Source organism: Streptomyces sp. NPDC060198 (assembly GCF_042728415.1).
Lineage (GTDB): Bacteria > Actinomycetota > Actinomycetes > Streptomycetales > Streptomycetaceae > Streptomyces.
Genome location: NZ_JBHWZJ010000010.1, coordinates 21,152 through 34,928 on the forward strand (window position 1 = coordinate 21,152; position 13,777 = coordinate 34,928).

Consider the following 13,777-nt stretch of genomic DNA (forward strand, 5'->3'; position numbering starts at 1 on the left):
GTGCCGCAGGGGCCCGTCAGGAACTGTGCGGTGTCCGGGACCCGGAGGCTGTCGGTGGCGACGAGGATCCGCGGCGGCACACACGGCCGCCGGGACGCTCGTCGCCGCGCCCTTCGTCGCCGCGCCCTTCCTACGGTCGTGCCCGCGTGGGCAGGGTGAGGATCTCGGCCCCGTCCTCGGTGATGGCGATGGTGTGCTCGCTGTGCGCGGTCCGGCAGCCCGTGGCGCTGCGCAGCGTCCAGCCGTCGGCGGCGGTGACGAGTGTGGCGGTGTCCGCCATGATCCAGGGCTCCAGTGCGAGCAGCAGCCCGGGGCGCAGCTCGTATCCCCGGCCGGGCCGTCCGGTGTTGGCCACGTGCGGGTCCTGGTGCATGGTCGAGCCGATGCCGTGCCCTCCGAACTCGGTGTTGATCGGGTATCCCGCCTCGCCGAGTACCGTGCCGATGGCGTGGGAGAGGTCGCCGATGCGTGCCCCGGGCTTGGCGGCGGCGATGCCGGCGGCGAGCGCGCGTTCGGTCGTCTCGATCATCGCCACGCTCTCCGAGGGCCTGGCCTTGCCCACCAGGAAGCTGATCGCGGAGTCCGCGGCCACCCCGCCCTTGGCCACGGCGAGGTCGAGTGTCAGCAGGTCCCCGTCCGTCAGGGTGTAGTCGTGAGGGCGTCCGTGGAGCACCGCGTCATTGACGGCCGTGCAGATGTAGTGCCCGAACGGGCCGCGCCCGAAGGAGGGTGCGTAGTCGACGTAGCAGGACTGCGCGCCCGCCTCGGTGATCATCTCCTTCGTCCACCGGTCGATCTGCAGCAGGTTCGTGCCGACCGTGGTGCGCTGCTTCAGCGTGTGCAGGATGTCTCCGACCAGGGCGCCGGTCTCTCTCGCCCGCTCCAGCCGCGCGGAGTTCAGGATCTCGATCATGGGGTGTCTCCCGTGTGTCCAATAACTATACCGGTCTAACTATACCGGTATGAGAATGGGGGCCCGACAGGCCCACCGGGCCGCGTAGGGCATCGCCAGTCCGGCGAGCACGAAGACGCCGCCGAGGGCCAGCCAGCCGGGAACGCCCCAGGTGATGCAGACGAGGCCCAGGACGGAGGGCGCGAGGGAGCTCGCCAGGCCGGTGCCGGTGGCGCCGAGTCCGGAGTACTGCCCCTGGGCGTGGGCCGGAGCCAGTCGGAAGCTCAGCTCGAACGAGGCGGCGGTGTGCCACAGTTCGCCGACCGTGTGCACGACGACGCCGGCGATGATCAGGACGGTGGCGAGCCGCGCCGGTGCCCCCGCCGCGAGCGCCACCGACGCCATGCCGAGCAGGAACGCCACTCCGGAACGGGCCGCGCCCCGGCCCGCCGAGGCGGTGTCGACGACCGACCGGCTCGCCCGTACCTGGAACACCACCACGATCAGGGTGTTGATCACCGCGCACCCGCCGACCAGCCACTGCGGGGCCGCGCTGTGCCCGACGATCCACAGGGGCAGCGCGAACACCAGGACGTGCCCCTGGAGCGAGAGGACCGAGTCCAGCGCGGTGACCACCACGTACGGACGGTCCTTCAGTACCTCCCAGCGGCTCGTGGGTGGGGCGCCGGTCTTGGACTCCTGCTGCCGGGACGGCGCCTGGTGCGGCAGCCTGCCCACGAGGGCCGCGCAGAGCAGGAAGCTCAGGGCGTTGGCCAGCACCAGCGCCAGGTACGCACCCCGGGTGTCCAGCTGCACCACCACGCCGGCCATGACTCCACCGCAGGCCCCGGCCAGATTGGCCACGGCCCGCAGGTAGGACCGGTACTTCGTCGGCTCGGCCCCGGCGAGTCCGCGCGTCAGCGGCCCCCTGGCGGCGGCGCCGGCCGAGGAGGCGAGCTGGGTGACGGTGATGACCAGCACGAACATGCCGAACGAGTGCACCAGCACCAGCACCGCCATCGCCACGGCCTGCACCAGCTGGATCACCAGATACGTCTCGCGGGGCCCGCGCAGGTCGGCCACCCGCCCCACCGGAACCCCGGCCGCCAGGCCGATGAGGGCCGCCACTCCCATGCCCAGGCCGACCTGCGCCACCGACAGTCCGACCGAGCGGGTGAAGAAGAGCGCGGCGGCGGTCATGAAGAGTCCGTTGCCGATCGAGCTGATGAAGGTCGCCGCCGCGAGCGTCCGCCGCGGTCCCGGCTCGGGCAGCACGAGCCCCGACTTTCCGGGGCGGCCCGGCGTGTTCGGTGCCGCTGTCGCGACGGGTCCGTCCGGCGCCGGGCCGGATGTCCCGTCGGCTTCCACGCGCGAAGTCCTCAAGTGTCTGCTCCCCTCCCCGCGGGCCTCGTGGCCGCCCCGGGACGATGCACCACGGCCCTCCCGCCGCGATAGCCGTGTCGACCTGGCGAAATGTCACATCTCGCAGGGGAACGGGGAGACGCTCGTGGGGCGTTGTGACGAGTGACGGTGGGCCGGTTCGGTGACCGCTCCGTGGCGCTTCCGCGCCATATGTTCGGCCCGGCGTCCCCAGCGCGCTGTTCCGGCCCCCGCCGGCCCCGCGCATGGCGCGCCCCTCCCGCGCCCTTCCCGGAGGGGTGAGGCGGACGCCGCCGCTCCGGTGGCGGAAGCGGCGGGTGGTGCGTTCGGCGACCCTTGACGGCCTCGGTCTCCTGTCCCGGACCCGGGAGCACAGCAGGTGTCTCAGCTTTCGGCGGCGGGCTGGTCTGCCTGCCGGGAATCGGATCGCCATCAACGGGGTTGGTGGTGGGAAAGCCGTTGTTGGAGGGGTCATGCGGGCGATTCAGGTGTACGAAGTGGGCGGTCCCGAGGTGCTGCGGGAGGCCGAGGTGGACCAGCCGCGGCCGGGTCCGGGCGAGGCGGTCGTGGAGGTCGCCGCGTCCGGGGTCAACTTCCTCGACGTCTATTACCGCGAAGGCCGTTACCCTCTCCCGCTGCCCTTCACCCCGGGCTCTGAGGGCGCCGGCACGGTCGTCGAAGTCGGCCCCGGCGTCGCCGACGTCGCGGTCGGGGACCGGGTCGGTTGGGTGGAGATTCCCGGGACGTATGCCGAGCGGGCCGTCGTGGACTCCTCCCGGCTGGTGCCGCTGCCCGACGACATCGGCTTCGAGACAGCCGCCGCCGTGCTCCTCCAGGGCATGACCGCGCACTATCTCGTCAAGGACGCCTACCCGGTTCAGGGGGGCGACACGGTGCTCGTGCATGCGGCTGCCGGCGGCATGGGGCTGCTTCTGACCCAGCTCATCAGCCATCTCGGCGGCAGGGTGATCGGCACGACGTCGACCACGGCGAAGGCCGAGCTGGCGAAGCGTGCCGGGGCCGCCGAGGTGATCCTTTCCTCCGCGGTCGACGACCTCGCAGCCGAGGTCAGGCGGCTCAACGGCGGTCAGGGACTGCCGGTCGTCTTCGACGGCGTCGGCGCGCACACCTTCGACGCGAGCCTGGCCAGCCTGCGAACCCGCGGCCATCTCGTGCTCTTCGGCGCGGCAAGCGGTGCCGTGCCGCCGTTCGATCCGATTCGGCTCGCCCACGGCGGTTCGCTGACCCTGATCCGGCCCAGCCTCGGGGACTTCATCGCCGATCGGTCCGAACTGCTCCGACGGGCCGCCGATGTGTTCGAGTGGGTGCGGTCCAAGGCGCTCGAGGTCACCGTGACGGGCCGCTACGCGTTGTCCGAGGCCGCCCGGGCCCACAGCGATCTGGAGGCTCGGCGTACCACCGGCAAGCTGCTCGTCGTACCCGACGCGGCCGTTCCCGGACGCCGCGAGGAGACGCAGAGCTGATCGCGGGCGACGGGGGCGGGGATCAGCGGGCCAAGATCAAGTGGTGGCGGGTTTCCGGCGTATCCGGCTCACGCCTCTGTCGCCGAGAACGGCCGTCCCCGATGTCCCCCGGGGCCGGACATGCCGGGCGGGTACGGGTCACGGTCCGGGCGGCCCCGCCCGCGTAACGTTTCGGGCCACCCGCACCCGTACGCGGTACCCGTGCTCCGCACGCCGTGCCGCGTACCCCAGCCGACCCGCGAGGCCGCCGATGCGCAAGCTCATCCTGTCCATCTCCGTCTCCCTCGACGGGTTCTTCGAGGGGCCGGACCACGACATCGACTGGCACTTCGTGGACGAGGAGCTGCACCAGCACTTCAACGACGAGCTGGGGAGGATGGGCGCGTTCATCCACGGGCGGGTGACGTACGAGCTGATGGCCGAGTTCTGGCCCACGGCGGACGCCGACCCGGCGAACGCGGGGACGGTGGCCGAATTCGCCACCATCTGGCGGGACATGCCGAAGTACGTCTACTCCCGCACCCTCGACCGGGTCGGCTGGGGCTCCACCCTCGTGCGCGAGGTCGACCCCGACGCGATCCGCGCGCTGAAGGCCGAACCGGGCGGTGACCTGGTGGTCGGCGGACCGATGCTGGCGGACGCCTTCCGGCGGCACGGCCTCATCGACGAGTACCGGATCTACGTCCACCCGGTACTCATCGGGCGCGGCAACCCCCTCTTCCGCGATACCGAAGCCCGCACGAACCTGCGCCTGGTCGAGACCCGGCCGTTCGGCAGCGGCGTAGTGCTGCTGCGGTACGAGGCGGAGGGCGGTAGCACGGGCGCGGACGGGCCCGTGAGCTGAGCCGTTCCGGGAACCCCCGCACCGCAGACCGTCGTCACAGGGCCCCGAACGCCTCCGTGACGGCCGTGCAGGTCGCTGCGAGGTCGTCGTCCGTGATGCTGGCCGAGACGAACCAGCAGGCCATGGGGAAGGCGTTGGCGTGGACTCCGCGTTTGAGGAGTTCGTGGCGGAAGGCGTGCGACCGGGCCTGGTCGACGCGCAGCAGGTCGCGGTAGTTGCGGGTGGGCAGGCCGTCGGGGGTGAAGACGGTCTGGAACATGGCGCCGACGCCCTGGACCGAGCAGGGGATTCCCCGGTCGTGGGCGGCCTTCTGCGCCGTTTCCATCACTTGGCGGCCGGCGTCCTCGATGCGCTGGACGACGTCCGGGTCACCGAGTTGTCGCAAGGTCACCAGCGCGGCCGTCGCGCAGAGCGGCGAGGCGTTGTACGTGCCACCGTGCTTGACGCGTCCCGAAGCGAGTTCTTCCATGATCTCCCGGCGTCCGGCGAAGGCGGCGATGGGCAGTCCGCCCCCGAGGGCTTTGGAGAACACGGCGATGTCGGGCACGACGGCGAAGAGGGCCTGAGCACCGCCGGGGCCGGTGCGGAACCCGGTGCAGACCTCGTCGAAGATCAGCACGATGCCTCGGGCGGTGCACTCCTCGCGGAGGGCTTCGAGGTATCCCGGCTCGGGCATGGTGCAGGCGTTGTTGGCGACGATCGGCTCGCAGATGACAGCGGCGAGAGCCCCAGCGTGGGCGTCGAGGACCGTGCGCAGTGCGGTCAGGTCGTTCCACGGGCACACCACCACGTCGTCCACGACACCGGCGGGGATCCCCGGGGAGTGGGGCACGGACCGTGGCGCCGTGCGGGGGCCGGCTTCGGCTTCGGTGGGGCGGTTCGAGATCGCCAGGGTGTCCGACCACCCGTGGTAGTGCCCTTCGAACTTCAGGATCCGTGAGCGCCCGGTGTGGCCGCGGGCCGCGCGTACGGCGCCCTGTACGGCCTCGCTGCCGGAGTTCGCGAAGCGGACGAGTTCCGCGCAGGGCACCATCCGGCAGATCGTCTCGGCGAGTTCGACCTCCGGGACGTTGCAGGTGCCGAACATCGTGCCGGTGTGCAGTACCCGGGTGAGGGCGTCCGTCAGCACGGGCGGGGCGTGGCCGAGGATCGCGCTGCCGTAGGAGATGAGGTAGTCGACGTACTCGTTGCCGTCGACGTCCCGGATGCGGGAGCCCGCCCCGCTGGTGATGTAGAGCGGGTAGGGGTGCGGGCCCGTGGAGGTGAGACGGGAGGAGGAGCTGATCCCGCCCGCGAGTGACTCCTTGGCGCGTTCGAACCAGGATCGGCTGCCGTCCGTGCCGTGCAGGGCCTGTAAACGGTCATTCATGGTCGCTCCTGTTTGCTGGGTCATGCCCGGGGACACGCTGTTGGATGTTCGTGCCCGTTGCTGCAGAGGGTGTTGGCGAAGGGGTGGTGCGGTGTGGTGAGGACTGCTGTGGTCACGGGAGCGGGCAGCGGCATCGGACGCGCCTGCGCCCTGGGTCTCCTGGCCGACGGATGGACGGTCGTGCTGACCGGCCGGCGGGAGGAGCGGCTGCAGGAATCGGCGCGCCTGGCCGACGCCTCCTGCCGCGCGCGTGCGGTGGTGCTGCCCGCGGACGTCACCGACCCGCGGTCGGTGGACGCGCTCTTCTCCGCGGTGGTGGAGCGGTGGGGGCGGCTGGACCTGCTCTTCAACAACGCGGCCGACCTGATGCCGTACACGGCCACCGAAGACGTGGACGTGGCGGACTGGCACCGGGTCATGGAATCGGTCGCCACCGGAGCATTCCTGTGCTCGCGAGCGGCCTTCCGGATCATGAAGGCACAGACTCCCCGGGGCGGACGGATCATCAACAACGGTGCTCCCTCGGCGCAGATCCCGAGACCCGACTCGATCGCTTTCACCGCGGCCAAGCACGCCGTGGCGGGCATCACCCGCTCGCTCTCTCTCGACGGCCGCCGTTTCGACATCTCCTGCGGGCAGATCGACATCGGCAACGTGACTCCCGCCGACCGCCCCCAGCCCGCCGTCCGGCAGCCCGACGGCTCACTGCGGGTGGAGCCCACCATGGACGTCCGGCACGTGGTCGACACGTTCCGGGCCATGGCCGCCCTTCCGGTCGGGGTGAACATCCAGTCCGTCCTGGTGATGCCCAGCGCCATGCCCTACGTCGGCCGGGGGTAGGCCCGCCACGTAAGCCTTCAGGGTCCGGCCGGGTACCAGCAGACCGGCCCGCTCCCAGGCCAGCATCCGGTGCAGCCCGTCCAGGTGGATCAGCCCTTCCCGGACGGTCAGCCCTTCGTAGTCCGGACCTCCTACCGCCCGGGCGCTCAGGAACACCGCGGTGGGTACGGCGCGCGACTGGCGGTCCAACTTGTGTGCACACAGCGGGTTGGACCGGGTGTACGTGCCCCCGAGCATCGTCAGCCGGGCGGCGGCGACCCGCACGGTGAGACCGGTTCTCGGGATCAGTTCGACGTCCCCTCCCTCGCCCAGATGCCAGGGCAGCACCACACCGCGGACTTCCGGTCCCTCCAGCAGCACTTCGTGCCAGCGGCCCTCCGAGAGGGTCTGCGCGTTGTGGATGTGGCGCTCCGCCTCGTCGTTGGAGTTGGCGGTGTCCCCGGGGCGGTACGGGTGGTGCCGCCCGAAGTGGCTCAGTACCTCGTCGAAGGAGACGGCCTGGAGAATCCTCATGCCGCACGCCCGGCGCCCTGCGATTCGTACGCGCTGAAGTGACGTTCCTCGAAGAGTTCCTGCCACCGTTCCTGCCCGTCCCGGAGCTTCCGGCCGGCTGCCAGTATCCGCCGCCAGTACGGCTTGACCGGAGGCCACAGCTCACCCGTACGGCAGTACGACGCGTCGATCAGGTAGCGGTCCGGCTCCCCGGACGCGGAAGCGTCCGTGGCGCGACGGGTGTGGAACAGCGCGGAGTGAAGGACCACGGCGGACCCCGGGGGCAGTTCGGTGATCAGTGACTCCCCGGGCAGGACCCCCGTCCCCAGATGGCTGCGGGCGTCCTTCTCCGCGACCTCGTGGTGCGAGCCTGGCAGCACGGCGAGAGCACCCATGCCTGGCCGCAAGCCCTGGACGTAGTGGAGGACGTGAACCATCGGAAGCCGCCGATGGCGCTGGGGCCGCTGCTCGTAATCGTGGTGCCAGGGCTTGCCCGGAGCCCCGGGCGGGCGGCGGTCGCTGTGGAGGTGGTGGAACACGAAAGCAGGGCCGAGCAGATTCTCGCTCTCCAACAGTTCCAGCAGCGGCGGGTAGGCGACCAGCTCGCCGTGCGCCGCCATCTCCAGCTCGACCGCTTCCGGCTCCGGGGACCGTTCGGGGCATAAGCAGGCGTCGATGGACCGCTGCCTCAGACCCGAGTCCACCCAGTGGTCGACCTCCCGAGTCAGGCGCCTCACGAACTCGGCGGGCAGCAGGCCCCGAAGGACCAGGAAGCCCTTCTCGTCGAACTCGTCGATCTGCGTTGCGGCATGCGAAGAGACGGTCACGGGGCTTGACCTCCGATGTACGCCGATGGGTGACCCGGGGGGTGGCACGGGTCTTGCCATCCATATCCCGGCCCCTCCGCGACCATGCCGTCACGCAGCGGAATGGCCGGTCACCGGCGCCCGCGGTGTGGCGCCGGTGTCTCGGAGAGGCGGGGAGGGTTTCCCGAAACGGGTGATGCACCGATGTCCGGCGGAGGACGGCCGGAATGCGCACTGGGGAACGGGAGCCGGTCCGACGTGGTGTGGCCCCGGGGCCCTTCTCCGAGTCAGGCGGCGTCTTCGGACTGCCGCCGGCCGACCGGGACGCCCTCACGAACGGGCGCATCGTCACGCCGGATGGGCCCCACCGGCCGGCATCTACTGGATCGTGCCACGGGCTCCTACGCGGAGGCCGTGGCCGCGTAGGCGGCGAAGGCGCTCCAGGTGCCGGTGGCGACGGTGAGGATGGGGCCCTCGGGGTTCTTGGAGTCGCGGATGTGGATGGCGGCGGGGTGGGCGGAGACCTCGACGCAGGCGCCGCCTTCTTCGCCGCTGTAGCTGGACTTCTGCCAGGAGAAGGCCACTTCGAGGCAGGCGCCGCCTTCGTCTCCGCTATAGGTCGACTTGAACCACTCACGTGTGGTGCTCATTGCTCTCCTAGCAGCCGGTCCAGCAGGCTCCGCGTTTCTTCTGCATTGAGAGCCTGCGTTCGCAGCATGGCATATTTCTGAGCCAGCAGACTGACCTCGATCGGCTCCGCCACGAGTTGGCTGCCCCGTTGTGTCTCGGCGTACGCGAGCTGCTGAAAGTCGGGGGTCTCCAACAGGATGAACGGCCCGTTCAGACCGGCGTGCGAATGACGCCCGAGAGGCATCACTTGCAGCGAAATCCCGGCAAAGTCGGCGCAGTTGCGTAGGTGTTGCAGGGAGGGGTAGTACACGTCGTCCCCTCCCAGGCGATCAATGATGATCGCCTCAGAGATGACGAAGCTGATGGTGGGCGGGGTTTCCCGCTGCAAGATGTCTTGCCTCGCCAAACGTGTGGCGACCTGCTTTTCGATTTCGCCCGCGCCGAAGGCCGGGACCTTGCTGCGGAACACCGCCCGCGCGTACTCCTCCGTCTGGAGCAACCCCGGCAGCACCTGGTTCTCGAACCACGACAGCGCCAGCGCCTCGCGTTCCAGGTCCATGTACTGCTCGGCCCAGGCCGGGATCAGGTCCACCTCCGGGAGGTTCTCCACCGCTGTCGCCAAGGCGCCCTTGGTGTCGAGTAGTTCGTCCAAGCGGTGTGCCAGGTCGGGGAGTAGGGCGCGTCTGCCCTGCTCGATCGAGGCGATCGTCTCGACCTGAACGCCGACGCTTGTCGCCAACTGGGTTTGGGTGAAACCTGCCTCGATACGGAACAGGCTGACCAGCTTGCCGACGAGCTTCATGGCAGACGCGTTCCTGCGCTGCCGATTCCTGGTGTGCATGCCCTCCCAATCCCCACGGGGACCCGTACGTCACGCGCGCGCGACCCGTACAAAAGATTTGTACGGGTGCGCGCACTGCATCAGCGTAGTCACCGAGGGTGACTCTGGCGCGGTGAACGAAACAAAAGGGACCACCTCCCACCCCGCGCTCCCCGTGCGTGCCAAGCCTGCCGTTGCTGTGCGTGAGATCCTTTTCTGGCGCCAACGTCGTTCGGTCGCCGCTGTGAGGGAGTTCGTACGGCGCGCCGCCCAGGAGTGGGGCTTCGGTGCGCGCATTGACGATGTCGTGCTGTGTGCGAGCGAGTTGGCGACCAATGCCGTGCTGCACGGGGTGCCGGCCGGGCGGGGGTATCGCGTACGGATCGAGAGCATCGACGCCGGGGCCGGGTTGCGGATCGAGTTCCACGACAGCGGTGACGGCCCGGAGTCGGTCCGGGCCTCGGAGAGGGCGTGGCCCGAGGAGAGCGAGTCGGCCGACGAGTCCGGGCGCGGGCTGATCATCGTGAACGCGCTCGCCGACCGCTGGGGAGCCGTGGTGCGCCGGCCCGGGAAGATCGTCTGGTGCGAGTTCGCGAAGGGCACGGCACCCCGGTGACGTACGGCCGGATACGGCCCGGCGGGTGCCGGCTCGCGCCCGGCACCCGCCGTCGTGGGTGATGCCGCCTCCACCGCTGCGGGGAGTGAGGCGGACGGAAGTCCCGTAGGAGAGTTCCCTCAGAACGAGGTGGCGGTCCCGAAGTCGGACTGCCAGTAGGTGACCTGGGCGGAGCTGTCGATCCAGACGGACTTGCCGAGGGTGACGGTCACCTGTCCGCCGCTGAAGCTGCCGCCGTTGTCCTGGAAGTTCACCCGCAGCGCCTTCACGTCGAAGCCGCCTTCGCCGCTGCCGTCCGCGGCCGAGGTGCGCACGGAGGCGTAGGCGGACTGGCCGGGCTCCAGCGCGATCACCGACTGGGGCACGCTGTTCTCGTCGTAGGCCATGACCGCCTGGGCGCCCTCGTAGCCGATGCCCGGGTAGCCGACCGCGTTGCAGGCCGTCGAGCCGGTGTTCGTCACCGTCAGCAGGACGTGGTTGATCGGGCGGGCGAGGATGCTGCCCTTCACCTTGCTGTTCGTGCCGTCGCAGCTCGGGTAGGTCGACGCGTTGTCGTCGCTGTCGGAGGAACCGCCGGAGGAAGCGCCGGACGACCCGGTGGACGACGACCCCTTGGACGAGCTGCCGGATCCCGAGGTGCCCGAACCGGAGGACGTGCCCGAGCCGGAAGCGGAACCCGAGGACTTCGAGCCCGAGGAGCCGGTGGAGGCGGAGGACTTCTCCTGGGTGGACGTCTTGCCGTCCGTCGCGGCGGTGTCGCCACCGGACGGGGCCGGCGCGGCGGTGGTGTCGGCCGCCGCCTGCGGGGAGGCGATGGCCCGGTCGATCGTGGCCGGGTCTTCCTCGCTGCAAGCGGTCAGGGAGAGTGCGCCGATCAGGGCGGCGACGCCGAAGACGGAGGCACGGGTGATGCGGCGGGTGCGGAGCTGACGCATGGTGAGGGTCCTTTTTCTGAGAATGTGTTGGTCTCGGTGGGGCGCCGGTTGGGCGTCCCGAGGGTGAGCCGGTGTACTGGACAATGAGGTGGTCGTCAGTGGCACTGGAGTGGGAGGACCGCCGCGCAAGCGGCGATCAGCACTGCCGTGACCACGGTTCCGAGGCGGGCCGCGAGGCCGGATCCGGGCATGACGGCTCCGTGTGGTGAGGGTGGTGGGGTGTGTGCCGTTCGCGGTCGGCGACCCGGCATGGCCACATGCTGTCCGGCTCCTTGTCCCAGCGGCAATGGATCACCGGCCAGTTGGGACGCTGGAACGCTGAAACGTCCTCTGACCTGCGGGTATGCGAGGTGCCTGGAACGCTCTTCCGGGACGGGAACGAAGGGGGAACTGCCGCGTGGGCACGGAAATCCAGGACTTCGCCGCAGCGCTGGTCGCGCTGAAGGAGCGGTCCGGCATGAGCTACGGGACGCTGGCCAAGCGGCTCCACATGAGCACGTCCACCGTTCACCGGTACTGCAACGGCGACGCCGTGCCGCACGAGTTCGCACCGGTCGAGCGCCTGGCGAGGCTGTGCCGTGCGACCCCCGACGAGATGGTCGAGCTGCACCGGCAGTGGATTCTGGCCGACCAGGCGAAGAAGCAGGGAGCGCGGAAGGAATCCGCCGCGGCGCCCGCGCCCGTCACCCCCTCCTGGGCCCGCCCGGCCCACGCGGCCGACGCGGAAGACGCGGAGACCTCAGGGGGCGGGGGCCGGGCGCGAGCAGAAGCGGAGTCCGGCCCGGGCGGAAAAGCGGAACCGGCAGCGGAGGGGGAAGCGGCATCGGCGGCGGGCGAAGAACCGGAGGTGGCTGCCGCGAACCCCGACCCGGCCCTGCCTGCCGCAGAGGCCCCGGCCGCAGTCACCCGTCCGGCCACCCACCAGGCCACCCACCCGGTCACCCACCCGGTCACGTCCGACGCCGGAACGCCCCCGGAGGACGGGCCGGACCCCTTGGTGACGGCCCGGCAGGACAAAGCGGCCGGACCCCGTCGCCCGAGGTCCCGGCGCACGCGCGTCCTGTTGGCCGCCGCCGTCGTGGTCGCGCTCGGCGTGCCGTCCGCGATCGTCGCCGGTAATCTCGCGGGCGGCTCCGACGACGGCCGGAACGCCGATTCCGCCGGAGCCACCGCGACCGCCGTACGGAACGCCTCGCCGACCCCGACCCACAAGGCGACCACCAAGCCCTCGGCGAGCGCCTCGGCCTCCGCGTCGCCCTCCTCCTCGGCGACCGCTTCGGACGGGCCGGACGCCACGGCGTCCCCGGCGAAGAAGGGGACGGTGTCGTCGGACGAGGTGCCGTTGAGCGCGACCATCAGTTCGTACAACTGGGATGCGCCCTGCGGGCAGTACACGCTGCTGGCGGACGATCCGTCCGACGTACCGCCGCCGCCCCCGCCGCAGGACGCCCGGAGCTGGGGGAGGTCGCTGGGCGGGGTGGAGGGCGGCGGGCAGCGGCTGGAGCTGACCGTCCAGGGCTCCTCGTCCGAGGCGGTGGTGATCAGCGCTCTCCACGTACGCGTCGTGGCGCGCAAGGCACCGCTCGCCTGGAACGCGTTCTCGATGGCTCAGGGATGCGGCAGCGCCATCCTCCCGCGCAGCTTCGACGTCGACCTCGACGACAGTCAGCCGCGCACCGAGCCGGTCGCCGGGAAGCAGGGTGACGCGGTCCTCCCCGCGCAGGACTTCCCGTTCCGGACCAGCTCGACCGACGTCCAGGTCTTCGACCTCGACGTCCACGTGGAGGGCCACGACGTCTCCTGGTACCTGGAGCTCGACTGGACCAGCGGGGACCGGCACGGCACCCTGCGCGTGGACGACCGGGGCGAGCCCTTCCAGGTGAGCAGCGTCTCGGCCCGGCCGTCGTACATCTACTGGCCGGACCGGGCGCAGTGGATGGACAAGGACTACACCGACCCGTCCATGGCGGACGAGGGGGAGTGACTGAGGGCCGCTTCCGCTCCCTGGGATACGAGTGGAACATGAACTGACCGTGGGCCGTTCCCGAGGCCGTCGCACCTGAAGGGAGTCGGATCGCATGACGGACGAAGCTGCTGAGTACCACTACGTGTGGGACGGTTCCGAGGAGGGCTGGGTCGTCCTCCGCACGAGGGTCGCGCTGGGCACCATCTTCAACACGCGTGATCGCCTCGCCCTCGTCATCGAGGACGACGCCGTGTACGCGCGGGTGATTCACCTCATGAGCGTGCACGGGCGGCCGTTCCTGGACACCCTCCCCCCGTGACCTGAACACCAATCTCTGTGGACAGCCCTCAGGCGGTCTCCTCGCCCTCCCGGAAGGTGACGATCGCCTCGCCGTTCTCCCGCGCCCATGCGGTGAGCATCCGGATGGGCTCCTCCAGGGTGCGCCCGAGGTCGGTCAGGCTGTACTCCACGCGCGGCGGTGCCTCGGCGTACGCGTGCCGCTCGACGAGCCCGTTGGCCTGGAGGCGGCGCAGCGTCTGAGTCAGCACCTTGCGTGAAATGCCACCGCTCAGTTCGACCAACTCGCCGTGCCGCAAAGGGCCGTCGGTCAGTGCGAAGAGCGTGACCATGGACCATTTGCTCGCGATGATCTCCATGGCGAGGAGAGCGGGGCAGTCGGCGAGGAACAGGTTTCCGGGTCGCA

Annotated in this window: 14 protein-coding genes and 1 pseudogene; 6 read left to right on the forward strand and 9 right to left on the reverse strand. The window is 70.5% G+C overall.

What is annotated here, in order from left to right:
• Positions 1 to 130 precede the first annotated feature (130 nt).
• Together map and ACFWEP_RS03020 are read right to left on the reverse strand one after the other, a co-directional pair.
• Entirely contained in the window at positions 131 to 913 is a 783-nt protein-coding gene (gene map, locus ACFWEP_RS03015) for a type I methionyl aminopeptidase (RefSeq protein WP_387364590.1), read from the reverse strand.
• 39 nt (positions 914 to 952) lie between these two features.
• The gene (locus tag ACFWEP_RS03020; RefSeq protein WP_387364593.1) at positions 953 to 2,167 is read right to left on the reverse strand and encodes an MFS transporter; all 1,215 of its coding nucleotides are present in this window, start codon (positions 2,165 to 2,167) and stop codon (positions 953 to 955) included.
• Positions 2,168 to 2,745: 578 nt separating this feature from the next.
• On the opposite strand from ACFWEP_RS03020, the gene ACFWEP_RS03025 reads away from it, so the two are divergent.
• Complete coding sequence (locus ACFWEP_RS03025) at positions 2,746 to 3,756, forward strand: quinone oxidoreductase family protein (protein WP_387364596.1); 1,011 nt, start codon at positions 2,746 to 2,748, stop codon at positions 3,754 to 3,756.
• Positions 3,757 to 4,006: 250 nt separating this feature from the next.
• Entirely contained in the window at positions 4,007 to 4,600 is a 594-nt protein-coding gene (locus ACFWEP_RS03030) for a dihydrofolate reductase family protein (protein ID WP_387364599.1), read from the forward strand.
• Positions 4,601 to 4,634: 34 nt separating this feature from the next.
• Here the strand turns inward: ACFWEP_RS03030 and ACFWEP_RS03035 are convergent, their stop codons facing one another.
• Positions 4,635 to 5,969 carry an aspartate aminotransferase family protein gene (locus ACFWEP_RS03035; RefSeq protein WP_387364602.1) on the reverse strand — a complete coding sequence of 445 codons (1,335 nt, stop codon included), beginning with the start codon at positions 5,967 to 5,969 and terminating at the stop codon, positions 4,635 to 4,637.
• 93 nt (positions 5,970 to 6,062) lie between these two features.
• Between ACFWEP_RS03035 and ACFWEP_RS03040 the strand changes: the two genes are divergently transcribed.
• The gene (locus ACFWEP_RS03040; RefSeq protein WP_387364605.1) at positions 6,063 to 6,809 is read left to right on the forward strand and encodes an SDR family oxidoreductase; all 747 of its coding nucleotides are present in this window, start codon (positions 6,063 to 6,065) and stop codon (positions 6,807 to 6,809) included.
• Positions 6,810 to 6,845: 36 nt separating this feature from the next.
• Here ACFWEP_RS03040 and ACFWEP_RS03045 read toward each other — a convergent pair.
• From ACFWEP_RS03045 to ACFWEP_RS03060, 4 genes and pseudogenes are all read right to left on the reverse strand, one after another.
• Positions 6,846 to 7,322, reverse strand: a pseudogene (locus tag ACFWEP_RS03045) (DUF6309 family protein); the annotation flags it as partial.
• On the reverse strand, positions 7,319 to 8,128 hold the full coding sequence (locus tag ACFWEP_RS03050; RefSeq protein ID WP_387364608.1) for a phytanoyl-CoA dioxygenase family protein: 810 nt from the start codon (positions 8,126 to 8,128) through the stop codon (positions 7,319 to 7,321). The pseudogene ACFWEP_RS03045 and the gene ACFWEP_RS03050, both read right to left, overlap by 4 nt.
• 380 nt (positions 8,129 to 8,508) lie before the next feature.
• Entirely contained in the window at positions 8,509 to 8,757 is a 249-nt protein-coding gene (locus ACFWEP_RS03055) for a DUF397 domain-containing protein (protein WP_387364611.1), read from the reverse strand.
• Positions 8,754 to 9,539 (reverse strand): Scr1 family TA system antitoxin-like transcriptional regulator, encoded by a 786-nt coding sequence (locus ACFWEP_RS03060; RefSeq protein ID WP_387364614.1) that lies wholly within the window; start codon positions 9,537 to 9,539, stop codon positions 8,754 to 8,756. Before ACFWEP_RS03060 ends, ACFWEP_RS03055 begins: the two co-directional genes overlap by 4 nt.
• A gap of 217 nt (positions 9,540 to 9,756) precedes the next feature.
• Here ACFWEP_RS03060 and ACFWEP_RS03065 point away from each other — a divergent pair, with 217 nt between their 5' ends.
• Positions 9,757 to 10,173 carry an ATP-binding protein gene (locus tag ACFWEP_RS03065; RefSeq protein ID WP_387364617.1) on the forward strand — a complete coding sequence of 139 codons (417 nt, stop codon included), beginning with the start codon at positions 9,757 to 9,759 and terminating at the stop codon, positions 10,171 to 10,173.
• A 119-nt stretch (positions 10,174 to 10,292) separates the two neighbouring features.
• Here the strand turns inward: ACFWEP_RS03065 and ACFWEP_RS03070 are convergent, their stop codons facing one another.
• Positions 10,293 to 11,108, reverse strand: a complete 816-nt coding sequence (locus ACFWEP_RS03070) for a DUF4232 domain-containing protein (protein WP_387364620.1) — start codon at positions 11,106 to 11,108, stop codon at positions 10,293 to 10,295.
• Positions 11,109 to 11,505: 397 nt separating this feature from the next.
• Here ACFWEP_RS03070 and ACFWEP_RS03075 point away from each other — a divergent pair, with 397 nt between their 5' ends.
• Positions 11,506 to 13,092 carry a helix-turn-helix domain-containing protein gene (locus tag ACFWEP_RS03075; protein WP_387364623.1) on the forward strand — a complete coding sequence of 529 codons (1,587 nt, stop codon included), beginning with the start codon at positions 11,506 to 11,508 and terminating at the stop codon, positions 13,090 to 13,092.
• 94 nt (positions 13,093 to 13,186) lie between these two features.
• A complete protein-coding gene (locus ACFWEP_RS03080; protein ID WP_387364626.1) occupies positions 13,187 to 13,393 on the forward strand; it encodes a hypothetical protein in 207 nt (68 codons plus the stop codon).
• Positions 13,394 to 13,421: 28 nt separating this feature from the next.
• Here the strand turns inward: ACFWEP_RS03080 and ACFWEP_RS03085 are convergent, their stop codons facing one another.
• Positions 13,422 to 13,730: a helix-turn-helix domain-containing protein gene (locus ACFWEP_RS03085; protein WP_328723705.1), complete on the reverse strand. Its 309-nt coding sequence runs from the start codon at positions 13,728 to 13,730 to the stop codon at positions 13,422 to 13,424.
• Positions 13,731 to 13,777 lie beyond the last annotated feature (47 nt).